The organism is Paraburkholderia lebeckiae (genome assembly GCF_050436325.1).
Classification (GTDB): domain Bacteria; phylum Pseudomonadota; class Gammaproteobacteria; order Burkholderiales; family Burkholderiaceae; genus Paraburkholderia; species Paraburkholderia tuberum.
This window is the reverse complement of the sequence record NZ_JBNDLZ010000003.1, coordinates 1026112-1052309: the sequence shown is the minus strand read 5'-3', so window position 1 is coordinate 1052309 and position 26198 is coordinate 1026112. Positions and strand designations below refer to the sequence as shown.

General features: G+C 62.7%; 18 protein-coding genes, 1 tRNA gene and 2 pseudogenes. 6 read left to right on the top strand and 15 right to left on the bottom strand.

The features are described 5' to 3' along the window. The gene (locus tag OKW44_RS22755; RefSeq protein ID WP_018419844.1) at positions 1 to 840 is read left to right on the top strand and encodes a hypothetical protein; all 840 of its coding nucleotides are present in this window, start codon (positions 1 to 3) and stop codon (positions 838 to 840) included. A gap of 327 nt (positions 841 to 1167) precedes the next feature. Here OKW44_RS22755 and OKW44_RS22750 read toward each other — a convergent pair. From OKW44_RS22750 to OKW44_RS22705, 10 genes and pseudogenes are all read right to left on the bottom strand, one after another. Further along, positions 1168 to 1326, bottom strand: a pseudogene (locus OKW44_RS22750) (magnesium and cobalt transport protein CorA); the annotation flags it as partial. A gap of 1004 nt (positions 1327 to 2330) precedes the next feature. Further along, complete coding sequence (locus tag OKW44_RS22745) at positions 2331 to 2531, bottom strand: hypothetical protein (RefSeq protein WP_113061904.1); 201 nt, start codon at positions 2529 to 2531, stop codon at positions 2331 to 2333. Between the two features lie 221 nt (positions 2532 to 2752). Then, positions 2753 to 4372, bottom strand: coding sequence for a methyl-accepting chemotaxis protein (locus OKW44_RS22740; RefSeq protein WP_018419848.1), 1620 nt, complete (start codon positions 4370 to 4372; stop codon positions 2753 to 2755). A gap of 640 nt (positions 4373 to 5012) precedes the next feature. Further along, positions 5013 to 5327 (bottom strand): hypothetical protein, encoded by a 315-nt coding sequence (locus OKW44_RS22735; RefSeq protein WP_018419849.1) that lies wholly within the window; start codon positions 5325 to 5327, stop codon positions 5013 to 5015. 322 nt (positions 5328 to 5649) lie between these two features. Further along, entirely contained in the window at positions 5650 to 6948 is a 1299-nt protein-coding gene (locus tag OKW44_RS22730; RefSeq protein WP_018419851.1) for an EAL and HDOD domain-containing protein, read from the bottom strand. 417 nt (positions 6949 to 7365) lie between these two features. Next, positions 7366 to 9057 (bottom strand): methyl-accepting chemotaxis protein, encoded by a 1692-nt coding sequence (locus tag OKW44_RS22725; protein WP_018419853.1) that lies wholly within the window; start codon positions 9055 to 9057, stop codon positions 7366 to 7368. A gap of 622 nt (positions 9058 to 9679) precedes the next feature. Further along, positions 9680 to 9922, bottom strand: a complete 243-nt coding sequence (locus tag OKW44_RS22720; RefSeq protein ID WP_018419854.1) for an aldo/keto reductase — start codon at positions 9920 to 9922, stop codon at positions 9680 to 9682. Between the two features lie 56 nt (positions 9923 to 9978). Next, a pseudogene (locus tag OKW44_RS22715) lies at positions 9979 to 10164 on the bottom strand (Arm DNA-binding domain-containing protein); the annotation flags it as partial. 167 nt (positions 10165 to 10331) lie between these two features. Then, positions 10332 to 10406: transfer RNA gene (locus tag OKW44_RS22710), tRNA-Arg, on the bottom strand. Positions 10407 to 10611: 205 nt separating this feature from the next. After that, positions 10612 to 10803: a rubredoxin gene (locus tag OKW44_RS22705; protein ID WP_018419856.1), complete on the bottom strand. Its 192-nt coding sequence runs from the start codon at positions 10801 to 10803 to the stop codon at positions 10612 to 10614. Between the two features lie 308 nt (positions 10804 to 11111). Between OKW44_RS22705 and OKW44_RS22700 the strand changes: the two genes are divergently transcribed. From OKW44_RS22700 to OKW44_RS22680, 5 genes are all read left to right on the top strand, one after another. Beyond that, entirely contained in the window at positions 11112 to 11513 is a 402-nt protein-coding gene (locus OKW44_RS22700; protein ID WP_018419857.1) for a DUF4399 domain-containing protein, read from the top strand. A 171-nt stretch (positions 11514 to 11684) separates the two neighbouring features. Further along, a complete protein-coding gene (locus OKW44_RS22695) occupies positions 11685 to 13619 on the top strand; it encodes an ATP-binding cassette domain-containing protein (RefSeq protein WP_018419858.1) in 1935 nt (644 codons plus the stop codon). Positions 13620 to 14054: 435 nt separating this feature from the next. Next, on the top strand, positions 14055 to 16040 hold the full coding sequence (locus OKW44_RS22690; protein WP_018419859.1) for a DNA topoisomerase IV subunit B: 1986 nt from the start codon (positions 14055 to 14057) through the stop codon (positions 16038 to 16040). A gap of 60 nt (positions 16041 to 16100) precedes the next feature. Beyond that, the gene (gene parC, locus OKW44_RS22685; RefSeq protein WP_018419860.1) at positions 16101 to 18422 is read left to right on the top strand and encodes a DNA topoisomerase IV subunit A; all 2322 of its coding nucleotides are present in this window, start codon (positions 16101 to 16103) and stop codon (positions 18420 to 18422) included. 288 nt (positions 18423 to 18710) lie between these two features. Then, entirely contained in the window at positions 18711 to 19169 is a 459-nt protein-coding gene (locus OKW44_RS22680; RefSeq protein WP_026225677.1) for a CopD family protein, read from the top strand. A gap of 72 nt (positions 19170 to 19241) precedes the next feature. Here OKW44_RS22680 and OKW44_RS22675 read toward each other — a convergent pair whose 3' ends face one another. From OKW44_RS22675 to OKW44_RS22655, 5 genes are all read right to left on the bottom strand, one after another. Then, positions 19242 to 20450, bottom strand: coding sequence for a chromate transporter (locus OKW44_RS22675; RefSeq protein WP_018419862.1), 1209 nt, complete (start codon positions 20448 to 20450; stop codon positions 19242 to 19244). Between the two features lie 38 nt (positions 20451 to 20488). Beyond that, complete coding sequence (locus OKW44_RS22670; RefSeq protein ID WP_018419863.1) at positions 20489 to 22849, bottom strand: bifunctional diguanylate cyclase/phosphodiesterase; 2361 nt, start codon at positions 22847 to 22849, stop codon at positions 20489 to 20491. A gap of 487 nt (positions 22850 to 23336) precedes the next feature. Continuing rightward, positions 23337 to 24236: a PhzF family phenazine biosynthesis protein gene (locus tag OKW44_RS22665; protein WP_018419864.1), complete on the bottom strand. Its 900-nt coding sequence runs from the start codon at positions 24234 to 24236 to the stop codon at positions 23337 to 23339. A gap of 195 nt (positions 24237 to 24431) precedes the next feature. Beyond that, positions 24432 to 24896, bottom strand: a complete 465-nt coding sequence (locus OKW44_RS22660) for a RidA family protein (RefSeq protein WP_018419865.1) — start codon at positions 24894 to 24896, stop codon at positions 24432 to 24434. Positions 24897 to 24994: 98 nt separating this feature from the next. Then, positions 24995 to 26191 (bottom strand): aminotransferase-like domain-containing protein, encoded by a 1197-nt coding sequence (locus OKW44_RS22655; RefSeq protein WP_018419866.1) that lies wholly within the window; start codon positions 26189 to 26191, stop codon positions 24995 to 24997. Positions 26192 to 26198: the final 7 nt, after the last annotated feature.

Sequence of the window (26198 nt, the reverse complement as noted above, 5' to 3'; positions counted from 1 at the left end):
ATGAGCGCCGTTACATTGTTCGCGTGGTCCGTTCCGGCGTATTTCCAGGATTCCGTGGTCGACCATACATGGGTGACGACCTACGACAGCCGCGTGAAGATTTACCCAGCACTGGCGGACGTCCTGATCGCTGGCGAGCACTATTGGTACAGCTGGGGCAGCTTCCACGCCCGAGGTGGGACGCCTGTCAGTGCGGATGGTTTTTTGGCTTCCGGCGCGGCAAATCTGCTTTATGCTAGTTGTCTATGTAAGCCCGATGTGGACTCGAACATCGATCCGGCCGCTCGTGGAACGATTTGCAGCTATGGTCGCGATGGTGTATGCCATCAGCTGTCAAATCAGATTCTTTGGGGGACCGGCAGCGGTGGAGCAGTTCCGGTTACGGTCCGCATGTGCAGGGGCTACTGGTTGAGCATCGCGATCTTCGGAACATACGGCAAGCAGCATGCTGCATGGGCGAGCAAGAAGATTCAGTGCTCGACACCAAGCGGGAGTAACGCCATGAAGCCAGGACATCAGGAATCCGATGTCGATGATTTTCAGGAGCATCTACAGGCGACTTTGAAGGGTCCCGACGCGGATGCGAAGATCAAGTCGTTGATGAATCATCGACGCGTATTTATGGTGCGGGTCGAGCGTTTGCAACATGCCCCGCAGGGCAGCGATGTTCCGTCCGCCTCGGAGCTGAACCAGGCCTATTCGTCTTTTCTCCACGACGCTGCTGACATTCTGGGTCCCGACGACTTCGAGCGAGTTTTTGGTGAACGCCCAAAGGATCAGATGAACGTCGTCGATCCTTCGATATACGAGCAAAGTGTCCGTCGGCCGATGCAAAAATAATGGAGCCGTTGGACTGGCCTCGTCTCAAACGCGTTTCGCGATCACAGTCGTCGAACTCGCAATGTCGAGATTCTTTTTTGCGCTTTACTGCTTCACAAACGATCGATCCAGCAACGTCGGCGGTCCCTGCGGAATTTCTTCGACCGTGAGCGCCTTGAATTCTTTCAGCGCATTCTCGTCGAGACCATCGGCCCATTCGCTCATGATCCAGTAAATCGACCAGATGGCCGTTGTCGATTCCGGTACGTACACACGTTCGACATTGATCGCAGATCCGAAGAGGTTGAGAATCCCCTCGGCTGTCATGTTGTAGTAGTGATGCGGGTAGGTGTGCGTTTCTGCTTCCTTGATAAAGTCTTGCAGCACGGCGTCGATGGAGCCACGTGTAACGTTTCTCAGCGCGGCCATCGCGGAACTGATTTTCTGCACCTCACGTGGGCCGAGGAACCGGAAGGCTTCGCCCGCCTCGTCTTCGCCGAGCGACATCATCAACAACGCGGCCTTGTGAATTCCGTCAGGGTTCATCGCCTCTCCCACAATTCTGGAACGGCTGGAATAGTGGTCCGCCCTTGGCTGCGAGCATTCATGTGTAGTCCGACCTTCGTGCAATTGCGACACCCGTGGCGCTACTCGTCTGCCCCGACCGTCCAGTGTCTACTCGAAGTACTCGGAGGCGCTGGCAGTGACCCTCGGGTTCCCCAGGGAACCTGCGGCCAGGGATTCGCCGGTCACGGGCGGGGCGGGCTATCCGGCCCAGCGAGGCACTAAACTCAGACATGAGTCGCGCTTGATCCTTGTTCAGGTTCGGTGAGTGGGGAAGAGATTCAGACATTCGTAAACTTCGCGCCCAAGCCGGGTTATTTCGCGCCATACCGCGGTCGGGCAGCCCTGAGTGGAGGCGTGGCGGTCAAGAAGTTTCGCGCACGTTTCTGCCAGTTCGCGCAGTAGCGCACTGGCCTGGGTTTCACTCCCGGGCAACAGTTGGCTCGTGATCACTTTCGCCTGCCGGGTCGCCCGATACAAGGCCTTCCATTGGGCGTCAAGAACATCCAGCCCGTGAGCACCGCGCTGTGCGGCTGCGCTCGAAACGATGTAGAGCTCCTTGAGTGCCGTTCTTACGGCCGGCACGCTAGTTACGCAATTTTCACCACATACCGGTGGGGCGGGCGACCTCACCCTGGCCTCGATCGTCGTCGCATGCACGGCCGGGCTACCGGCATCACGCTCTTGGTTGCCGCAATTGCACGGACCGCCGGGAAACGCCAGGCATTAAAAGCGTTTGCGGCTAGTTGCAAGTTCGGCATCGAAAGTGTTCATCGCGAGATTGTGACCACAACTGCAGGCGGATACTCTGTCGAGATGGCTTCGGCAGCCAGTGTCCGCGTTCCCCGTTGTTACCGCGTGTACCGCAAGGCCCCCAACTCACGACGCAGGTCGCTAAAGGGCACCACTGCATTCAGAAGACGTCCCGACTGTCGGGCAGTTTTCTTTCAATCGCCCGATTCACCTGTGCGACCAAGGAGGTCGAGCAGCGCGAGTAAGCGCTGCCTGTCCTGCACAGTGAGGGGAGTGCGTGCCAGCAAGCGTTCGATCTGCATTGTCCAATAGTCGCGACGAATAAGTCGCGGACGCCAGACCAGGACATTCAGCGCCTTCTCCAGTTGTCCAATCTCGGTCTTCACCACGTTCATGTGAACTCCCTCCGACGCCTGCACAGTCTGATTGCCAAACAGGTCCTGGATCACGCCAGAACCACCTGGTTCGCCTCGTTGTCCGGTGAATTGCCGCCCCCGGGTTGACCTTCTCTCGTGTCAGATATCCGCTTGTGGCGCGACAGTACTACCAGTAGGTTGCGAAGAACCATATCAGCGCGCCGACGCCGGCCACCACAAAGAGCCAACGCACGACGGGTCTAAGCGAACGCGACATGGACCCTCTCCATTGCTCCCCGGCGATGATCCGCGTTACTTTCACCACGATCGGCGGCCTCCAGCCGGAATGCCTCGACGATGTCCGCCAGGCCGCTAGCCTGTCCGCTAAGTGAATGAGCGGCTGCCGCTGCCTGCTCAACGAGCGCCGCGTTCTGCTGAATTATTGAGTCCATCTGGGAAATCGCTTTGCCGACCTGCTGGATGCCCGCGCTTTGTTCGTTCGAGGCCGCCGCTATCTCGTGGACGATCGCGTCGACGCGCTTGACAGCACCAACAATTTCCCGAATGGCAGTTCCGCTTTCAGCAACCAGCGCGGAGCCACTCTCGACCCGGTTGACCGATTCCCCGATCAGAGCCTTCACATCCTTGGCTGCGGCCGCTGCGCGCAGGGCAAGGCTTCGCACTTCGCTTGCCACGACGGCAAACCCGCGCCCCTGTTCGCCGGCCCGCGCGGCTTCGACCGCTGCGTTCAGGGCGAGGATGTTTGTCTGGAACGCGATACCTTCGATGACGCTGACGATCTCTGCGATCCTGGCCGATGAGTTCGAGATTTCCTGCATAGTCCCGATCACCCTCTCGACCAGTTCGCCTCCCCGGCCGGCAATGTCTGATGCCGTGCTTGCCATCTCGTTGGCGTGGAGCGCATTGTCTGCATTGTTTGTCACCATGGACGTCATCTGTTCCATGCTCGATGCCGTTTCCTGAAGTGATGCGGCCCGCTCCTCCGTACGCTGGGAAAGGTCGCTGTTGCCGGCGGCGATTTCCTTTGTCGCTGAGGCGATGGATTCGGTGGAACCTCCGATCGCACCGACGGTGCGGGCAAGCTGCGCGCGCATCGCTTCGACCGTAGATAGCAGGCTGTCTGAACTCGCACCGCTGGTATTGACCGGGACGCTCAGATCGCCGCTTGCAATGCGGCGCGCGGCTTCTGCTGCAGAAGCCGGCTCGCCACCGAGTGAGCGTTGCAACCCTCGATTAATCACGATAACCAGGACTGACAGCGCCACTGCAACAGCGGTCAGGACGGACCCGGACTCGATAAGGGACCGGTAGAACGCGGTATCAATGTCGTCTATGTAGACGCCATTCAGAAAAGTCCAGCCCCACGGCTTGAAGGTCGCGACGCGCGTGAGCTTCGGAATCGGTCGGTCCTCGCCCGGACGTGGCCACACATAGCGGATAAAACCGGCGCCGGCTGCTTTAGCGATATTGACCGCGTCGCGATATAGCAGCGTGCCGTTGGCATCCTTGAAATCGCCAAGCGCCCGACCCACCAGTTCAGGTTTGAACGGGTGCCGCAACATCCTCGGTTCATCGGTCATGACGGTGTAGTAGCCGTCCTTGCCGAAGCGCATGGCCTTGATGCGCTCGATTGCTTCCTTTTGCGCGGCGTCACGCGTGAGCACCCCGTGCAGCACCAGGTCGGGATAGTGACGAACCAGGCTGACCACATTGTCGGCGTTGTTCGCCAGGTCGTTCTCGCGTTCTTCGATTCGCACCTGATGCAATGACCACGCGTCAAACCCTGTCATTGCGGTCAGACAGGCAAGGCTCAAGAGCAACGGCAACCAAAGCTTCTGCGCAAACGTTAGCCTATCCATGTTCTTTTTGACCGCCGGGACGTATTAAATGGACATTGCAAATGTTTACGGACGGAAAAGGTGAATGGAATATAGGTGTACACCCTAGTTTTATCCGTGCGAATTGGCGACGAAGACAATGCAATAATTCGTGCCTCTCAGGTTCTGGCATGGCCCTCGGAATCCTCAGAACCTTCCGGCCGACGCAATTCTGTCGGCTTTTTTCGTGCGCCCGGCAGGGCGCCGTACTTGGAGATGAGAGTCCTCTACACACCCGGCGAGCGGAAGTGTTAGCCGAATGGCAAGGGTGTCGCGGACGACCGCGAATCTGGAGGAAGCTGAAGGTAAAGCGCTGGCCTGACGAACAAGACGCGGATTTGAGGCGGCGTAGCGGGATGAGGTGTCGAATATCACTAAAGCCGACTACTTGCAGGGAACGCTACGACGTAGATCCGACGAGCATAAGCGTGACGGTGGGTGCGTAATACCCGAGGAGATCTGCATGCGTGCCTTGTGCTGCCGGCATCGAGAGGCGTCACACAGCGCGACTCCGGCAAGGCTCAGTTATCCGTTGCGGCGGGACTCCCGCTGTCAGCAGGCCGCGAAGAACCGTATCAGTGCAAGGGCTTCGGCGACCACAAAAAGCCAACGCAAAATGAGGCTAAGAGATGTCGACATGCTCGATGCATGCGCTCGTTTCGCGTGTTCGGATCGGCTCGGCAGCCGTCCACCGCGACCAGCCGCTTTGTCCATCTGACTCAGCTACACGCAAGGCGCGCGATCCGTCCGGGAATGTCAGGCATTCAACGCGAAGGCATCGGTCTGCGGCGGAATCGTCCGCGCCGATATTGCCACCTTGATACTTGAAATGCAGGTTGCCTTCCTGCAAGAGGTTCAGCGGTGGCCGGTCACCGGGGGACGCGCGCTTAAGGTCCCACCGGTTCAGGAGCGTCGCGGCAATTTCGGCGTCGAACATGTTGGTCTTTTCTCAGCATGAACCCAATAACAACGTGTCACGTTACGGCTTGCATTCCGTGATCACGATCGGATGGTGATGATCCGGCACCCAGGCCGTTCGATGCAGTCGGCGCAACAACCAGACGTCATATCCGGTGATCGCGGTCAAACAGGCGAAGCGCGCGAGTAATGACAACCACAGTTGTACGCAAACGTTTGCTTTCATCCCCGCTTCCCGACCAATGCATCGTTGGATGCAGGGCGGTATTACGGCGTCCCTTCTCGATATTTTCATTGGTACAAACCCCGATGTCGACCCGGCGTGCGTTAAGTACGGCTGTTCAGGGACTGTGGACGTCACGCACATGGTCGTCATGCCAGGCGGCCGCAGCGAGCCCGAGCGCGGTCAGCTCGCACGCGGTAATGGCATGCAGCGCATCACACGCCGCGCGGATCGCGTTGAGTTCGCCAGATTCGGCTGCCTCAGCGGCGTTCAGCAACAGACCTAACTGGCCGCCCTTTTCGAGCAGGGCCCGCCGAATACTGGCGTGAATCGGCAGCGTCGACACAACGTCTTCAAGCGCACCGCCGAACAGGACATGGACCAGCGAGAAGACGCCCGTGATGAACGCCGTATCGGCAAATCGCTCGTCACCGGGACGCAGCCGGCCGGCGACAAGTTCCATGAAACGCGCGCGCGTGCCGCACAGTTGCGCGAGGGGATCGCAGCGCAGTGCCAACAGACTCTCATGTGCGAAGAGCAACAACTGCGCCCAGCGCGTGATCTGTCGCGTGCCGACTACCATGATCGCCGCGCGCAGTGAAGAAATCGTGTGGCCAAGCCCGAATGCACTCGAATTGAGTAAGCGCAACAACTGCATCACGAGGTGCGGATTCAGCTTGAGTTCGGCTTCGAGCTCGGCAATCTCCGGTTCCTCGCTCAACAGCACCAGCAGGCGCAACAGTGCTTCCCGCGATGGCCTGATACGCTGCGATGTCAGCGTCTGCGGCTTCGCAAAGTAGTAGCCCTGAAACAGTTCGAAGCCGGCGCGCATGGCGGCGTCATGGTCTTCCGGTGTTTCGACCTTTTCCGCAAGCAATAATTTCCCATGCTGCCTGACGACGCCGACGAGTTCGGCAAGGTGTTTGCGCGGGCAACCGAGGAAGTCGATCTTGACGATATCGACGCATGGCAGAAATTCGACCAGCCGAGCGGATGGTTGCGAAACATCGTCCAGCGCAAAGCGGAAACCAACGCGCCGCAGTTCCTGGCAGCGCCTGAATAGCGCATCGTCGAACGTGACAGTTTCGAGGATCTCCAACACGAAACGCTCTGGCGGCAACAACCGGACAATGTCGGACATCAACACCGACCGCTCGACGTTCACGTAGCCGGCGCGATCGCCCAGCGCAGTACTGAGACCGACATCGCCGACGAGTCGCGCGATGACCTGGGCCGTGGCGGTTGCATCATCCGTGATCTGCGCGAAATTGCCGGCCTGCGCGCGGAAGAGCAATTCGAACGCAGTCAATGTTCCGTTGCGATCGAGAATCGGCTGGCGGCCGAGATAGACGTATTCGGGCGTGACCGCTTCGTTGTCCGATACCGATCGACCGTCGGTAAGACCTGGCGAGCGCATTTTTGTCCTGCTCTGTTGATAAATCAGCCGGTGCTGACGGTGGAGTGCTGATTGCCTGATCCTGACCTTCGCTCCATCGCCAAGGAAATGACCGGCGAAGCAGTCGCATTACCCAGCCAAGTGGATCAGGGTGGAGACCAGTTCCGCGTCGGCGACGGCTTCAGTTGCAACCAGGATGGCTGTGTGCTTCGGTTTCAGATCGGGGACGTGCATTCCGTTCAATTTTTCAGGGGGTGTAGCGCCTACGTGGTCAGCAGGCCACTGATAGCCGCTATTCACTCGACTATGTTCGCCGGCGGGTGCCCGGCCAACCTCATCCCGGCCTCGCGGAGTGCCCGCCCGCGCGTCCACAAAGCGAGTATCGACTTCACTGTTCAGCAAGCGCGCGGGTGGGCGCCCGGCGTTGCCGTGCTCAGTTCAGAACGTTTCCCATTCGGCGCGTACCGTCGCCCGCTGCGGTCCGTCGGCCCGGGACTCGACACGCGCCTGGGACATTTTTGGCGCCCCATGGCGCGCAGCCAGTGCAGGCGTTTCCGTCGTCGGCTTCACCACCGGGGAGATGCCGAGCGGCGCTTCATCGCGAAGGCGGAAGGTCGCGACAGCCGTACTTAACGCACCGGCCTGATGTTCAAGCGATTGCGCCGCTGCTGCTGCTTCCTCCACGAGCGCCGCGTTCTGCTGTGTGACTTCGTCCATCTGCGTCACCGCGCGCGCCACCTGTTCGATACCGCTGCTCTGCTCTGCGGATGCTGCCGCGATCTCGCCCATGATGTCGGTCACGCGCTGCACTGCGCCGATAATTTCAGCCATCGTGCGACCCGCCTCATCGACTAGCGAGGTACCCGACTGAACGCGTTCGACCGAATTGTCGATGAGCTGCTTGATTTCTTTCGCGGCCGCCGACGAGCGCTGGGCGAGCGAGCGCACTTCGCCCGCAACGACCGCAAAGCCACGCCCTTCCTCGCCGGCGCGCGCCGCTTCCACGGCCGCGTTCAGCGCGAGAATGTTCGTCTGGAACGCAATGCCTTCGATGATCGTGATGATGTCTGCAATTTTTGCTGAGCTCTGATTGATCTCGCCCATCGTTTCAACTACCTGCGAAACGACGCGGCTGCCCTTGTCCGCGATTTCCGACGCGTTCGCGGCAAGCGAGCTGGCCTGGCGCGCGTTGTCAGCATTCTGCTTCACGGTGCCGGTCAGTTCATCCATGCTTGACGACGTTTGCTGCAGCGCGGACGCCTGCTCTTCCGTGCGCGACGACAGATCGATATTGCCCGCCGCGATCTGCCTCGTGGCCGAGGCGATTGATTCGCTGCCTGAGCGTACCGTGCGCACCGTATTGACGAGGCTTGTCTGCATCTTCGAGAGGCCGCGAAGCAACTGACCCATTTCATCGTTCGAAGTCACGATGACGTCGCGGCGAAGGTCGCCCGAGGCAATCGCATCAAATTGGGCCAGCGCGGTATCGAGCGGACGTGCGATCTTCTGACGCAATGAGAACCATGAGTAGCCCGCTGCGGCCAACCCCAGCAAAACGGCCGAAATGCCAAGCGCGCGGAATTGGTTGAAAGTCGCCTGACCCTCGTCGTACGCCGTTTTGGCAGCCTCGAACTGAAATTTGCGCAACTCGACGCCCGACTTGGCAAACTGATTGAACGCGACCTGCATGGCATTCGCAGCAGCAATGATTCTGTCGTGGTCGTTGGAGCGTACCTCAGCGTAGCTCTCGTCCAGCAGCTTTTGTAGTGCGAGCCGCTGGCGATTGAAGGTATCAGCCAGTTGCTTTTCGCCCGGGCCTTGCGGCAATGCCGCATACGTCGCCCAGGCCTCGTCCGAGGTCTTGCGCATCAGCGCACCGCGGCCGATTGCCTCTTCCGCGGCGGGCGTGCCGGCGTTCATCGCGGCGCGATCGAAACTCAGGCGTTCGCGTGCCATGAACATCTCGGCGTTTCCGACTGACGCCGCGCTCGGCATTTCGTTTGTGAAGAGATCGTAGGTCGTGTAGTTCGAGCGACTCATGCCGATCAGGCCGACAGTGCCGATTGCCACGAGAAGCGCGCTCAAGAATGCCATGGCCAGCGCCAGGCGGCCTTTTATCGTCGAAAACATGTTGTCCCCAAGGTACCGCACCGCGTAACGCGCGATAGCAGGCGGCGATGTGGCGCCTGCTGCGCGGGCCGAACATCAGTATCGAACCCACACCTACATAACGACAGCGGGACGATCGACTTTAGGGAACGTTTAATGCGCAAAAAGTAAATTCTGCTGGGACAAATGCGTTGAGTATCCCCGCTTCGATCAGCACGACGAGTGCTTCGGCAACCTAACTGAAGACCGCAAGATCGTCGCGACAAACTGTGAATTTCCTGTTGGTAGGGGACGAACGCTTACACTTACGCGCCAAAAGCCGACGTTTGTCTTGCAATCTTGAAGCACTGGTCAAGTCTGCCGCTCGCCGAGGTCGGTACCAACTGTTCGTCGTCGTACTTTGACCGGCCGGCCAGACGGACTATGCGAATTAGCGTTGATCCTTGAACCCGACTGAGATCAATAGCGTCCGACCGCTCGATTACGCGTGAGACCGTAGTAGTTCGGAAACGGTTGTTGCGGCGGTGTGACGACGAAGGGCTGTTCAGTGTCGGCCCATTCCTTTCGCATATCTGCTGCGATTAGCGATCCTGCGAGGTCGGCGCCGACCTGGGTTCGGCCAGTTTCAGCCGCTCGCAGTGAATTAGCGCTCCGAGGGCCGCTTCTCACTGTCCAGCTCGGCGAGAAGAGTCGATGCATAACGCTCCCCCGCCGCAGCGCCTTTCGGTATGACGCGCTCTATTTCCAGGAGGTCATCATCCGTGAGCGGAAGGCTAACTGAACCGAGAGCCTCGGCAAGTCTCGCTCGCGTGCGGGCGCCCACCAGGGGCACAACGTCCGCACCCTGCGCTGCCGCCCACGCAATTGCTAGTTGCGCGACCGTCATACCTTTGCGGTCTGCCACATTGCGCAGGGCTTCGACCAGGGCCAGATTGTGCGAAACGGGGAAACACCGAATGCGGCGCGCTTCTCCTTGCCATCAAACCGGTACTTCATGCGCCAGTAACGAGAGCCGTTGGGCATCACTTCCAAGTAGAGGCCTTTGCCGTCAGCCAGCCTGTACGGTTTCTCGGAGGGCTTGGCCTTGCGGATTTGTATGTCTGTGAGCGGGGCGGCGGTTTTCGCCATCTGTTGGGGGCATCGGCAATGGGGGCATTTGCCGGTTGCCCCAAAAATGCCCCTGATCGCACTGATTTCAATCGGGCAACCTTGCGGGATGATGGCAGCAAAAAGCCCCGTCGCGCAAGGCGGAGCGGGGCTTTTTGGGTAACGTTGCGAGATGCTGGGTTCCAGGATGGTCCCCCTGACAGGAATCGAACCTGTATCTAGCGCTTAGGAGGCACTTGTTCTATCCATTGAACTACAGGGAGAGGACCGAGCCGGACAGATCGGCGAGCGCAGAGTATATCAAACCGGCGCGGGCAAAAGGAGAGCCAAGCCAGCAGCCGCCCGCGCCTCGCAGAAATCCCGCAAAAACAAACGGCCCCGCAGACATCGCCTGCCGGGCCGCGCAACTATCTGAGCATCTGGCGAAGCGCACGCAACCGCGCGCATCGCCCCAACGTCATTTCACTGTCAAAACTCCACCACCGCGAACTCCGCCTTGCCCACGTCGCACAGCGGGCAGCGCCAGTCTTCCCGAATGTCGGCGAAACGCGTGCCCGGTGCGATACCTTCTTCGGGCAGACCGTCTTCCTCGTTGTAGATCCAACCGCAAATCAGGCAGACCCAGCTCTTGAATTCCGTCACTTCGATTACTTCGCTCACGACACGCTCTCTCGTTCAATGCAATGGCCGGCTTGCTCTGCCCCTTTATGGGGCGGCGCGGCGACCCGCAATATTACCGGAATTTGTCAATTCAGCCGCAGACGACCGATGCGGCGCCGCCCCAACGCCTCTGCGGCGAGCCCGGGCTCGCGCGACTGGCCTCGTCACACAAGCCGTGTACGCTTTGACCTGCAAGCTATTTCATTGGACAGATGTGGCGCTCGCCTCGCACGTATTGCGACGATCGGTCTCGGGCGAGGCCGCTGGCGGCGCCGCATCGCTGGGTTTCGTTTCCAAAGGAGAAACCGATGCTTAAAAACAGATGGTTGGTCGGCGTCGCGGTGGCAGGGCTACTCGCCGGGTCAGCTGTGGCGCAGGCGGCGGGCGTGACCTTCGTGCAACCGGCGGACGGCGCGACCGTCACCAATCCGGTGCACGTCGTGTTTGGCCTCGACGGCATGAAGATCGCGCCCGCCGGCACGCTGACCGACGGCACCGGGCATCATCACCTGCTGATCGACGGCAAGCCGCTGCCGAAGGGCGAGGTCATCCCCGCGACCGACAAGTCGCTGCACTTCGGCAAAGGCCAGACTGAAACCGATCTGACGCTGCCGCCGGGCGACCATACGCTGACGCTGCAATTCGGCGACGGCGCGCATCGCTCGTATGGGCCGGAGATGAGCAAGACGATCACGGTGCACGTCAAGTAAGCAACTGTTCGAAAGGCCGGCCCGGCGCGCGCGTCGCCGGCCCGCGCCGATTGCGTTGCACGCTGTGTTGCGCGCTTCATCGCACGGATGTTCCCGTCCCGCATACCTGCGACCGGCCCCGCGCCCGGTACAATGAGCAGTTCCGACTCATCGCTGTCTTCTCCCATTCCCATGTCGCTTTACACCATTACCGGAGCCCAGCTCGCGTTCGGTCACGTCGCGCTGCTCGACCACGTGGATTTCTCGCTCGAAGCGGGCGAGCGCGTCGGGCTGATCGGGCGCAACGGCGCGGGCAAGTCGTCGCTGTTGAAAATCGTCGCCGATCTGACCAAACCCGACGACGGCCTCGTCACGCGTCAGCAGCATCTGAGCACGGTCTACGTGCCGCAGGAGCCCGAGTTCAACGCCGACGACACCGTGTTCGACGCGGTCGCCGCCGGACTCACCGAGGCGCGCGCGCTGCTCGACGAATACGACGCGGTCGCGCACCAGCTCGCCGACACGCCTGAGGGCGCCGAACACGACACGCTGCTCGCGCGCATGAACACGCTGCAATCGTCGTTGGACGCCGCGGACGCATGGAATTGGAGCACGCGCGTCGCGACCACGCTGCAGCAGATCGGCCTGAACGGCGAAGCCCGAGTCGGCTCTCTGTCGGGCGGCATGCAGAAGCGCGCCGCGCTCGCGCGCGCGCTCGTCGTGCAGCCCGACGTGCTGCTGCTCGACGAGCCGACCAACCATCTCGACTTCGACGGCATCCGCTGGCTCGAAGATCTGCTGGTGTCGCTGCGCGCTGGGCTGCTGTTCATCACGCACGATCGCGCGTTTCTCGACCGCGTCGCGACGCGCATCGTCGAACTCGATCGCGGGCGGCTGCTGTCGTATCCGGGCAATTTCTCCGCGTACCAGACGCGCAAGGCGCAGCAGCTCGAAGTCGAGCGCATCGAGAGCGAGAAGTTCGACAAACTGCTCGCGCAGGAAGAAGTGTGGATTCGCAAGGGCGTCGAGGCACGCCGCACGCGCAGCGTCGGCCGCATCGCGCGCCTCGTGCAGATGCGCAACGAGCGCGCCGAGCGCCGCAACGTGCAGGGCAACGTGAAGCTCGACGTCGGTCAGGGCGAGAAGTCCGGCAAGATCGTCGCGGAACTGACGGATGTGACGAAGCGCTATGGCGAGCGCGCGGTGGTGGACCGCTTCACGGCCACGGTGATGCGCGGCGACAAGATCGGCTTCGTCGGTCCGAACGGCGCGGGCAAGACCACGCTGCTGAAGCTGATCCTCGGTCAACTCGCGCCGGACGAGGGCAACGTGCGCGTCGGCACGAATCTGCAGGTCGCGTATTTCGATCAGATGCGCGCGGCGCTCGATCTGGAAAAGAGTCTCGCGGACACGATCAGCCCCGGCAGCGAGTGGGTCGAAATCAACGGCCAGAAGAAGCACGTGATGAGCTATCTCGGCGACTTCCTGTTCGCGCCGGAGCGCGCGCGTTCGCCGGTCAAGTCGCTGTCGGGCGGCGAGCGCAACCGGCTGTTGCTCGCGCGCCTGTTCGCGCGCCCGGCCAACGTGCTGGTGCTCGATGAACCGACCAACGACCTCGACATTCCGACGCTCGAACTGCTCGAAGAACTGCTGATCGACTACGACGGCACGGTGCTGCTCGTCAGCCACGACCGCGCCTTTCTCGATAACGTCGTGACGTCGGTGATCGCCTCGGAAGGCGGCGGCAAGTGGCGCGAATACGTCGGCGGCTTCACGGACTGGCAGACGCAGCGCGATCGCTCGGAGCAACTTGCGCTCGAAGCGCAGAAAGAATCGAGCAAGGAAGCGCCGAAAGAAGCGGCGCCGAAGGACAGCGCGTCGGGCCGCAATGCGCAGCGCAGCGCGAAGCTGTCGTTCAAGGAGCAGCGCGAACTGGAGGCGCTACCGAAAATGATTGCCGACCTCGAGGCCGAACAGAAGGCAATCGGCGCGCAGCTCGAAGACGGCTCGGTGTTCGCGAAAGATGCACGCGAAGGCGCGCGTCTGACCGAGCGCTATACCGAGATCGACGAGGAGTTGATGCTCGCGCTCGAACGTTGGGACGAGCTGGAAAACCGCGTCAAGTAACGCGGCGTGCGCGGCCGGCACAAAAACAACAGAAAGCGCCGCCGCGCACGGCACTGAAATTCAGGGGGCGCGCGCCCGTGCATTTCCGCCGATACCTATCGCGCCGCCGTCCTGCAAGCCGTCCATCCTCCATTGCATGTCCGCCAACGCCCGCCGCGCCTTATCCAGTCGGCCAATTCAGCGTGGGGTCAATTGCCGCCGTGATCGAAATCAGTACAATACCCCGCGAACAGGCTTCCCCGGCGGGCTGTGCGTCCATCTCCGGCATTCGAGCGCGCCAACGGAAGCCGCGCGACAAAACAGCTTGCCCGCATCGCGGGCCGCTCCACCTAACCCCGTTGTTTCGTTTCGCTTTTTTTTGAATACTCAACGCATTGTCCACGGCCCTGTCCACAGGACCTGTGGACAACGATGAACCGACGCACCGAGTCAATCATGTCTACGAAAAAGCCAAACGCCGCGTATAGCGAAGCGTCGATCAAGGTGTTGAAGGGTTTGGAGCCGGTCAAGCAACGACCCGGCATGTACACCCGCACCGAGAATCCGCTGCACATCATTCAGGAAGTCATCGACAACGCATCGGACGAAGCCCTCGGCGGCTACGGCCGGCAAATCACGGTCACGCTGCACGCGGACCATTCGGTCTCGGTCGACGACGACGGCCGCGGCATTCCATTCGGCCTGCACCCCGACGAAGGCGTACCGGTCGTCGAAATCGTTTTCACGCGCTTGCACGCGGGCGGCAAGTTCGACAAGGCCGCCGGCGGCGCCTATACGTTCTCGGGCGGTCTGCACGGCGTCGGCGTGTCGGTCACCAACGCGCTGTCCACGCGGCTCGACGTCACCGTGTGGCGCGACGGCAAGGTCGCCGAACTGAGCTTCGCGCACGGCGATGTCGCGAAGCCGCTCGAAGTGCGTGCCGCTACCAAGGCCGACAAGAAATCCGGCACGCGCGTGACCGCGTGGGCCGATCCGAAGTACTTCGATTCGCCGAACCTGCCGCTCGGTGAATTGCAGCGTCTGTTGCGCTCAAAAGCGGTGCTGCTGCCGGGCGTCGAGGTCGCGCTCGTCAACGAGAAAACCGGCGAGCGGCAAAGCTGGAAATACGAAGACGGCCTGCGCGGCTATCTGCTCGAAGGCATGAACGGTAGCGATCTGCTGATTCCGCTGTTCGAGGGCGAGCGCTACGCGGAAAGCTCGCGTTCGAGCGAAGAGACGTTTGCCGAAGGCGAGGGCGCGACGTGGGTCGTCGCGTGGAGCGAGGAAGGTCCGCTCACGCGCGAGTCGTACGTGAACCTGATTCCTACGCCCGCGGGCGGCACGCATGAGTCGGGCTTGCGCGACGGTCTTTATCAGGCGGTCAAGAGCTTCGTCGAGTTGCACAACCTGCAGCCGAAGGGCGTGAAACTGCTCGCCGAAGACGTGTTCGCGCGGGTGTCGTTCGTGCTGTCGGCGAAGGTGCTCGACCCGCAATTTCAAGGGCAGATCAAAGAGCGCCTGAATAGCCGCGATGCGGTCAAGCTCGTCTCGTCGTTCGCCCGGCCGGCGCTCGAACTGTGGTTGAACCAGCACGTCGAGCATGGCAAGAAACTCGCGGACCTCGTGATCAAGCAGGCGCAGGCGCGCACGCGCGCGGGGCAGAAGGTCGAGAAGCGCAAGAGTTCGGGCGTCGCCGTGCTGCCCGGCAAGCTGACCGATTGCGAATCGACGGAAATCGGTCGCAATGAGCTGTTCCTCGTCGAGGGCGACTCGGCGGGCGGCTCCGCGAAGATGGGTCGCGACAAGGAATACCAGGCGATCCTGCCGCTGCGCGGCAAGGTGCTGAACACATGGGAAACCGAACGTGATCGCCTGTTCGCGAACAACGAGGTGCACGACATTTCAGTGGCGATCGGCGTCGATCCGCACAGTCCGGACGACAAGATCGATCTGTCGAATCTGCGCTACGGCAAGATCTGCATTTTGTCGGATGCGGATGTCGACGGCTCGCATATCCAGGTGCTGCTGCTCACGCTGTTCTTCAAGCATTTCCCGCAACTGATCGAGCGCGGTCACGTGTGCGTCGCGCGTCCGCCGCTGTTTCGCGTCGATGCGCCCGCGCGCGGCAAGAAGCCCGCGCAGAAGCTCTATGCGCTCGACGAAGGCGAGCTCGAGGCGATTCTCGACAAGTTGCGCAAGGACGGCGTGCGCGACAACCAGTGGTCGATCAGCCGCTTCAAGGGTCTCGGTGAAATGAGCGCCGAGCAGCTGTGGGACACGACGATGAATCCCGACACGCGCCGCCTGCAGCCGGTCGCGCTCGGCGAACTCGACTACGATGCGACCGTCGCGCGCATGACGATGCTGATGGGCAAGGGCGAAGCGGCGTCGCGTCGCAGCTGGCTCGAAGAGAAAGGCAACGAAGTAGAAGCGGACATCTGAGCGCATTGCGCCTCAATGCGGCATACGACACTTCAAGCCAAACACGGACACGGAATCTAGATGGACGACGATAACACTCTCGACCTTTTCAACGAGCCGCCGTCGGACAGCGACGTGCTGACGCTCGGCAACTACGCGGAGCGTGCGTACCTCGAGTATGCGGTCAGCGTAGTCAAGGGCCGCGCGCTGCCCGATGTTTGCGATGGGCAGAAGCCGGTGCAGCGCCGCATCCTGTTCGCGATGAACGAGATGGGCCTCGGCGACAACGCGAAGCCGGTCAAATCGGCGCGCGTGGTCGGCGACGTGCTCGGTAAGTATCACCCGCACGGCGACCAGTCCGCGTACGACGCACTCGTGCGTCTCGCGCAAGACTTTTCGATGCGCTATCCGCTGATCGACGGCCAGGGCAACTTCGGCTCGCGCGATGGCGACGGCGCGGCGGCGATGCGTTACACCGAAGCGCGCCTGACTCCGATCGCGAAGCTGCTGCTTGCCGAAATCGACCAGGGCACGGTCGACTTCATGCCGAACTACGACGGCTCGTTCGAAGAGCCGAAGGTGCTGCCGGCGCGTCTGCCGTTCGTGCTGCTCAATGGCGCATCGGGCATCGCGGTGGGTCTCGCGACCGAAATCCCTTCGCACAACCTGCGCGAAGTCGCGGGCGCGGCGGTTGCGCTGATCCGCAATCCGAAGCTCTCGCACGCGGAACTGATGCAGCACGTGCCTGGTCCGGACTTTCCCGGCGGCGGCCAGATCATTTCGAGCGAGGCGGAAATCGCCGCCGCGTACGAAGCCGGCCGCGGCAGCCTGAAGGTGCGCGCGCGCTGGAAGATCGAGGATCTCGCGCGCGGCCAGTGGCAACTCGTGATCACCGAAATGCCGCCGAATACGGCCGCGCAGAAGGTGCTCGAGGAAATCGAAGAACAGACCAACCCGAAAATCAAGCTCGGCAAGAAGACGCTCACGCCCGAGCAGTTGCAGACGAGGCAGACGCTGCTCGGGCTCGTCGACGCGGTGCGCGACGAATCGGGCAAGGACGCGCCGGTGCGTCTCGTGTTCGAGCCGAAGTCGAGCCGCATCGATCAGACCGACTTCGTCAACACGCTGCTCGCGCATACGAGCCTCGAATCGAACGCGCCGCTGAACATGGTGATGGTCGGCGGCGACGGCCGGCCGCGTCAGAAGGGCTTGAGCGAAATCCTGCACGAGTGGATCGCGTTCCGTTTCGCGACGGTGACGCGCCGCACGCGGCATCGTCTATCGAAGGTCGACGACCGCATCCATATTCTCGAAGGCCGGATGATCGTCTTCCTGAATATCGACGAAGTCATCCGCATCATTCGCGAATCGGACGAGCCGAAGGTCGCGCTGATGGCCGCGTTCGGACTCACGGACCGCCAGGCCGAAGACATCCTCGAAATCCGGCTGCGTCAGTTGGCGCGCCTCGAGAAGATCAAGATCGAGAAGGAACTAGCCGAGCTGCGCGACGAGAAGGCGAAGCTCGAGGAACTGCTCGGCAGCGAACCGGCGATGAAGCGCCTGCTGATCAAGGAAATCGAAGCCGACGCGAAACAGTATGGCGACGAGCGCCGCACGCTGATCCAGCAGGAAAAGCGCGCGACGTTCGAAGCGCGCGTGGTCGACGAGCCGGTCACCGTCGTGGTGTCGCAGAAGGGCTGGGTGCGCGCGCTGAAGGGCCACGGGCTCGATCCGGCCGGCTTCAGCTTCAAGGCCGGCGACGGCCTCTACGCGGCGTTCCAATGCCGCACGCCCGATACGCTGATCGCGTGGGGTAGCAACGGGCGCGTCTATTCGGTCGCGGTGGCTCAACTGCCGGGCGGACGCGGCGACGGCGTGCCGGTCACGTCGCTGATCGAGCTCGAATCGGGCAGTCATTTGATGCACTACTACGCGGCGTCGGCGGAACAGGCGCTGCTGCTCGCGTCGAGCAACGGCTTCGGCTTCATCGCAAAGGTCGGCGATATGGTGAGCCGCGTGAAGGCCGGCAAGTCGTTCATGACGATCGACGCCGGCGCCGCGCCGCTCGCGCCGATGCCGATGCTGCCGGACGCGGCGCAGGTCGCGTGTCTGTCGTCGGGCGGGCGTCTGCTCGTGTTCGGCCTCGACGAGATGAAGACGCTGTCGGGCGGCGGCCGTGGCGTCACGCTGATGGCGCTCGACGACAACGAAACGCTCGTGCAGGCGCTCGCGATCAACAAAGCAGGCGTGATGCTGATCGGCACGCGTCGTGGCGGCCGCGTCGACGAGGAGAAGCTGGCCGGCGCCGAACTTGCGGCGCATGTCGGCAAGCGTGCGCGCAAGGGACGCGCGCCCGACAGCAAGCTGAAGCTCGACGGCATGCGTCCGGTGTTGCCGGCTTAGTGGAGTCGATTTAACGAAGTTTGACGCGGTGAAACCATGGGCGCCTGCTAGCATGCGGGGCGCTCGCGGTCTATCGCAGAAAAGTCCGTCGCACGAAGGGCGTGGAAGCAAACGGGGCGCGTCGGCATCGCGGCCAGACGAAAGTGCCGCGATCACAACGACAAAACACGACGCAATAGACGTCGATACCCGGAACTGCCTGCATCACGTATGGTCGAACGCGCTCAGTTGGTGCTGAGCGGATCGCGTGTCCTAAACGGTGTGGCGTCGTCGGGAGAGGAAAACTACATGAACAAGGCTATCGAAGTCGCGCTTTTTCTGCATCTGCTCGGGGTGGCGGTGTGGGTCGGCGGTATGGTGTTCGCGCATTTCTGCCTGCGTCCTGCGCTCGGCGATCTGTCGCCGCAATTGCGCCTGCCGCTGTGGGAGTCGGTATTTGGCCGCTTCTTCAACTGGGTCGGGGTGTCGGTGCTCGTGATCCTGATCAGCGGCGGCTTCCTGCTGATGCAATTCGGCGGCGGTCATGCTAGCTGGCCGCTGCATGCGATGGCCGGTCTCGGCATCGTGATGATGCTGATCTTCGGGCATATCCGCTTCGCCGTGTATCCGCGCATTCGCCGCGCGGTGCAGGCGCAGAAGTGGCCCGATGGCGCGCAGGCGGTCGGTACGGTCCGCCGTCTCGTGCTGATCAATCTCGTGCTGGGCGTCGTGACGATCGGCGTCGCTGTGCTGTCGCGCGGGTTCTGATCGCCGGATCGCCGGACCGCCGGATCGCCGGATCGCCAACGGCGCAACGGGCTTCGTGCGGCCCGCGACGCATCACGTCGTGGCGCCGTACGCGAGCCACAAACCGCACGCCACCGCCACCGTTCCGTACACGGCATACACCGGTACCTTCAGCTTCGCGAAGCACATCGCGGAGAACGTCGCGGTCAGCAGATAGATCGGCTCCAGCGGTACGTGCACGGCAATGCGCAGTACCGCGACCGCGAGAAACGCGGTCGTGACCGCGCGCAGAATCCTCATGCCGTGCTCGAAGCGCGGGTTCACCTTCAACTGATGCAGATGCCGCTGCGCGAGCACGACGAGGCAGCCTGACGGCACGAAAAGCGCGAGCGTCGCGATCAGTGCGCCGAGCCAGCCATCGACGAGATAGCCGAAGAACGGCACAACGTTCAGCAAGGGTCCAGGGGACAACGGCGACAGCGTAAACGCGAGCGTGAAGTCGTTATCGGACACGCCGACCGCCGGCGTGACGAACAGCGTCTTCAGCACCGGCAACGCCGAGAAGCCACCGCCGAACAGCGTCATGCCGGCGCCCGCGAGGCGCGGCCACAGCAGCGCGAGGTCATAGCGATGCGGCAGCGGCAGCGCAAACAGCACGAGCAGCACGCCGAGCGCGGCCAGCAGCCGATAGTCGCCGCGCTGGAGCGACACGGCGAGTCGCGAGTCGCGTTCCGGACTCGCGAACCAGCCGGCGCCGAAGGCCGCGCCGAGCATCACCACATACGCCGCGGCGCTGTGCGCATAGAGCAGCGCGATGCTGCCGAGCAGCGCCGCCGTCCATTCGAGCTTGCCGCGCACGAGCGCGCGGGTTTGCTTGTACCAGGTGACCGCGATCAGCGTCGCGAGCACGACGCTGAAGTGATGCAGCAGGGTTTGCGACGCGATCGTGTGCACGATGGGCGTGCGATAAAAGATTGCGAACAGCGTCATCAGCGTGAAGAAGGGCAGGACGCTCGCCACACCGGCGACCCATGCGCCCGCGCGTCCGCGCAGCGCGTGGCCGAGCTGCACGGCGACGTTGCAGCCGACGGGTCCCGGCACCATCCACGCGAGCGCAATCAGGTCCGAGAACGCGACGCGTGAGAGCCGCCCCTCGCGTTCCACGTAATGATGCTCGAGCTGCGCCATCAACGCGAGACCGCCCCACGACAGCGCCGACAGGCCGCACACGACCCGGAACAGCGTCCATAGCGGTTCCCGTTGCCCGCGGCGGGCAGCCTCATCGCTCGTGATGGTCTGCATCGGCGCTGCGCGGGCCCCGCCGTGCGGGCGCCCGTCCTTTAATTGTTGCTGGATAGGCTGCTTGTGCTGTCGGCTTCGTGCGCGACGCGGCGGCCGCTGACGCTGTTCATGCCGCATACCCCGAAGCGCTCGAGCAGTGCCGGGATCGCCTCAACCGGCACCGGCCGCGAGAACAGGAAGCCCTGTGCCTCGATATGGCCGAGCGCGGCCAGCCACGCAATCTGCTCTTCAGTCTCCGTGCCTTCGACCACGACCGCGAGCCCGAGCGAGCGCGCGAGATTGACGATCGCGGTGACCATCACGCAGACGCTGCGGTCCCCCGGAATCGCCTGGACGAACGAGCGGTCCACCTTCAGCGTATCGACGGCAAAGCGGTTGAGATAGGACAGCGAAGAGTAGCCGGTGCCGAAATCGTCGAGCGCGATGCGTACGCCGAGACGCTTCAACGCGAAGATTTTTTCGGAGACCACGTCCGGAAATTCCATCATCGTCGTTTCGGTGATTTCGAGTTCGAGGCGACGGGCGGAGATGCCGGTTTCCTCGATCGCGCGCGAGACCGTTTCGAGCAGGTCGCCGCGCCAGAACTGCACCGCCGAAATGTTCACCGCGAGCGATAGCGTGTCGTAGCCCTGCCGCTGCCATTGCGCGAGCTGACGGCATGCGGTCTCGATCACGAAGTCGCCGATCGGCACGATCAGGCCGGTCGACTCGGCCACGGGGATGAACTCGTTGGCCGGGATCTGTCCGTGCTGCGGATGGTTCCAGCGCACGAGCGCTTCGAAGCCGGTGATGCAGCGGCGCGTCAGATCGATCTTCGGCTGATAGGCGAGGAACAGTTGCCCCTCGGCCAGCGCGACGCGCAACTGCTGCTCCCACTTCATCAGATGGTCCGCGCGATGCGACAGATGCGGCGAATAGAACTGGTAGCAGTTCTTGCCGGCGTCCTTCGCGCTGTACATCGCGAGGTCGGCTTTCTTCAGCAGATCGATCTCGCTTTCGTTGGCGACCGAGTACAGCGCGATGCCAATGCTCGCATGCAGCACGAACGCGCTGCCGCGCACCTCGAACGGCTTCGAGAACGCTTCGCCGGCGGCCTCGGCGAGCGCGACCGCGCGCTTTTCGACATCGTCGCCCTTGATCACGACGACGAACTCGTCCCCGCCGATGCGGCTCAGCGCGCCGTCGTCGCCGACCGCGGTGGCGAGGCGCGAGGCTGTCATCTGCAGCACGATGTCGCCGGCGTTGTGGCCGAGCGTGTCGTTGACGGTCTTGAAGTTGTCGAGGTCGATAAAAAGAATCGCGAGGCGGCCCAGGTTGAACGGCTGCGCGACGTCATGGCGCAGCGCCTGCAGCGTCGCGTAGCGATTGCGCAGGCCGGTCAACAGATCGTATTCGACGAGGTGCGTCATCTCGCGCTCGCGGCCTAGCAGTTTGCCTATCAGGCCGGTCGCGACCGCGAAGAAGCTGAGCATCGCGAGCGAGATGAAGCCCGCCATCAACAGATAGACGTTGCGCGTGTGGTTGTAATCGGCGAATTCTTCGTCCTGCGAAAGACCGACGAGCACGCCGAGCGGATAGCCGTCGATGTGCCGGTACGACACGATGCGCGTGACGTTGTCGATCGAATCGACGTAGGTGCCCGACACGTGCTCCGAGGTCGGATACATGCCGCTCGCGGTGAACGTGCTGCTCGTCCTGCTGGCGTTGCCGGTGCGGCGCGCGAGCACGGTGCCGTTGTCCGAGATCACCGCGATCACGCCTTCGCGGCCGATCGCCGCGTTGTTGTAGAAGTCCGACGTAAAGTAGCTCGGGTCTTCGGAGACCACGACGACGCCCGCGAACGAGCCGTCCGGATGATTGAGACGCCGCGTCATCTGCAGCGTCCAGTGACCCGATACGCGGCCGAGCACGGGCTTGCTGATGTACAGCTGGTCGTCGTTTTCGTGCTCGTGGACCTTGAAGTGCTCGCGGTCCGACAAGTCGATATGAGCGGGGTTGAGTTCGGTCGTATTGGCGATCAGTCTGCCGTGCTCGTCGATTATCGACACCTGCACGAGCGTTTCGCTTTGCACGACGCCTTTTTCGACCGTGCTCGCGAGATCGAAATGATCGGGCGTCTTTTCGAATTCGTACTTGACGAAGCGCGTGATCTGATCGACCTGGTGAATCGCCTTGACGGTGTGCTGTTCGAGCGCCGCTGAAAGTATTGCGGAAGACGCCATCGCCTCGCGGTACGTCGCGTCCCTTTCTACCGACAGCCGCGCGAAGATCACGGTCCACAGCAGGATCAGTACGAGTACCCCGAGCGCGGGAATGACGAGCAACGCGCGCCGGCGCGTGACCAATGGATCGCGTCGCGGCCAGGCCTCGCGCGGCTCGGAGAAGCGGGACTGAGTCATCGCGCGGGCCTTCGCTGGGTGCGGGCCGCTTGCAAACGCATGGGCATCGATTGCGCGAAATAGATGGATGGCTGCATGGTGACCAAGATGCCAAAGCTGCTGCGCAGGAGGAGAGGGCGTGGCGCCGCGCCCGGACCGTCCACAGGTCATCGGATAGAGTTCGCTATATACGTCTCGATATTACTGAATGCAACTGGATTAAGGAAGCTTCCGGGCATGGGGTATACGCTCGCGCGGCGAGCGCCCAGGTGCGGCTGTTCACGTGGCCTGCATCGCCGGTCTTACGACGCGACAGGTCCGTGATTTGTCGAAGACCTCATCGGCAACGGTGCCTGCCACTCGGCAGTTTCTGGCAGGGCTTTTGCAATCCGGCCACGATGAATTCGGAGAACCAGGTATGGCGACGCAATCGCGCCGCGGCTTTTTGTGGTGTGAAGCGGCGACATGTGGCGTGTCGCCGTGGCGTGCGCGCGAAGCCGCAGCTCGCTTACGCGAGCCGGCACGTGCCGTCGACGATCGTCACCGAAGGCCCGCCGATCCAGATCTTGCCGCGTGCATCGTCGTAGTGGACCGACACGTCCCCCGCGCGCCCGAGCGCGGTGCCCTGACGCGCCGTGTAGCGCGCGGCGGGACGACGGTGCTGCAGGTTCAGCAGACCCGCGAGCGCGGCATTGGCGCTGCCCGTCACCGGGTCTTCGCCGACGCCGAAGCCGCCGCCCGCCATCAGGCAACGAACCTCGAACGTCGCGGGGCCGTCGGCGTCGTGCGGTCCATACACGGCGACGCCGTGCGTGTCGACCGAATGCACGAGCTCGGCGAGCGCCGCCGCGTCGGGTTCGAGCGCGAGGCAGGCGCGTGCCGAATCGACCCGCACGACGAGCCACGGCGCGCCGTTGTCGACCGCGCACGGCGGCGCGCTGAAGTCGATCGCCTGACTACGTAAAGCCGTAGACAGCGCTTCGTAACGATGCTCGGCGAGTGGTGTCACGCGCGCGGGCGGCGCGGCGAATGCCCATGCGCCGTGCATGTTGTCGGCGCCGTCGAGCGCTTCGAGTTCGACGAGACCCACGCCGCATTGCTGGATCAGCTTGCCGGCCTGCTTCGGCTGGTAGCCGCTTTCGCGCAAAGCATGCGCGGTGCCCAAGGTCGGATGACCCGCGAACGGCAACTCGCCCCCCGTCGTGAAGATGCGCACGCGATAGTCGGCGGCCGCGTCGGTCGGCTTCAGCAGAAACGTGGTTTCGGACAGATTGGTCCAGCGCGCAATGGCCTGCATTTGCGCGGTATCGAGCGCGTCGGCATCGAATACGACGGCAAGCGGATTCCCCTTGAACGGTGTCGACGTAAACACGTCGACCTGTTTGAAACGAACGGTGTGAGCGGACATCGACGGGCCCCGGGGCAATGGACGTTGAGGGAGTTCGCGGATTCTATCCGGCTACGCGGCGGCGATCCACCGTCGCCATAAAACAGAAACGCGCCGCCGGTGCGTGACACCGGACGGCGCGCCTGAATCGCAATGCGGCGTGAGTCGTATGCGCATCTCACGCGACACCGCATGCTTGGTTACATCGCGTCGATGCTATTGGACCTCGGCGATCAGCTCGATCTCCACGCACGCGCCGAGCGGAATCTGCGCGACGCCGAACGCCGAGCGCGCGTGCTTGCCGCGCTCGCCGAACACGTCGGCGATCAGTTCGGACGCGCCGTTGGTGACCAGATGCTGCTCGGTGAACTCGAGTGTCGAGTTGACGAGGCTCATCAGCTTGACGATGCGCGTGACGCGGTTCAGGTCGCCGACGTGCGCATGCAACGTGGCGAGCAGATCGATCGCGATCGAGCGCGCGGCGGCCTTGCCTTCCTCGGTGGAGAGCGTCGCACCGAGCTTGCCGACCCATACCTTGCCGTCCTTCTTCGCGATGTGGCCCGACAGGTACACCGTGTTGCCGCTTTGCGCGCTCATCACATAGGCCGCTGCCGGCGCACCCGCCGCCGGCAATTCGATGCCGAGTTCCTTGAGCTTGTCGTACACATTCGATTGAGCCATGTTGTGTCCTCGTTTCGGTGAGATTGCATGAATGCCGGCGAAGTCCGCACGCAACGCGCGTGCAAGCTTCGCCCCGATGGCAGTGCGGCTAACGCCGTTCAGATTTTCGCGCGCACGAGTGCGGCGAGACGCGCCACGCCTTCGTCGATTTTAGCCGGTGGCACCGTGACGAACGACAGACGCAACGTGTTGTGCTGGGCTTCGTTCGCGAAGAACGGAGCGCCCGGTACGAACGCGACGTTCTGCGCAACCGCTTCCGCGAGCAGCTTCATGCTGTCGATTCCCGCCGGCAGATTGACCCAGATGAACATGCCGCCTTCCGGACGGTTCCAGCTGACGCCTTCGGGCATATAGCGTTCCAGCGCGGCGAGCATCGCGTCGCACTGATTGCGATACAGCTCGCGGATCGTCGGCACGTGCGTGTCGAGGAAGCCGTCCTTGACCACTTCGTGCACGATGCGCTGCGTGAAGCTCGGCGTGTGCAGGTCGGTGGCCTGCTTGGCCTGCACGAGTTTGAAGATCAGCTCCTCGGGCGCGATGATGAAGCCGACGCGCAGACCCGGCGCGAGCACCTTCGAGAAGGAGCCGAGATAGACGATGTGATCGGGCGCCATCGACAACATCGTCGGCAGCGGTTCGCCCGCGTAGTCGAGCGCGCCATAGGGATCGTCCTCGATCACCGGGAACGGCGCGGTCTTCGCGAACTCGGCGAGCGCGCGTCGGCGTTCGACCGGCAGACGGCGACCCGTCGGATTCTGGAAATTCGGCTGCGCGTACAGCAGACGCGCGCCATTGGTCAGTTCCGGCTTCAGGCCGTCGGGGACCAGGCCCTGCTCGTCGGTCGGCACCTGCACGTAGTGCGGCTCGTACATCGAGAACGATTGCAGCGCGCCGAGGTAGGTCGGCGTTTCGACCAGCACCGGGCTATCGACGCAAATCAGCACTTTGCCGAGCAGGTCGAGCGCCTGTTGCGAGCCGGTCGTGATCAGCACCTGCGACGCGCGGATCTGCGCGCCGTTGGTCGAGTGGCGTTGCGCGACCCATTCGCGCAGCGGCAGATAACCTTCGGTCGCGCTGTACTGCAGCGCCGCGGCGGGCGTGTCGCGCAGCATGCGGTCGGACGCCTCGCGCATGCGCTCGGCCGGGAAGGTGGCCGGCGAGGGCAGGCCGCCGGCGAAGGAGATGACTTCGGGCCGTTCCGTGACCTTCAGGATCTCGCGGATCGCGGAGCTCGTGAGCTTGCGCGCGCGTTCGGACAATTGCCACGTCGGGGCTTTCAGGTCGCTTTGGTCCATGATCTCC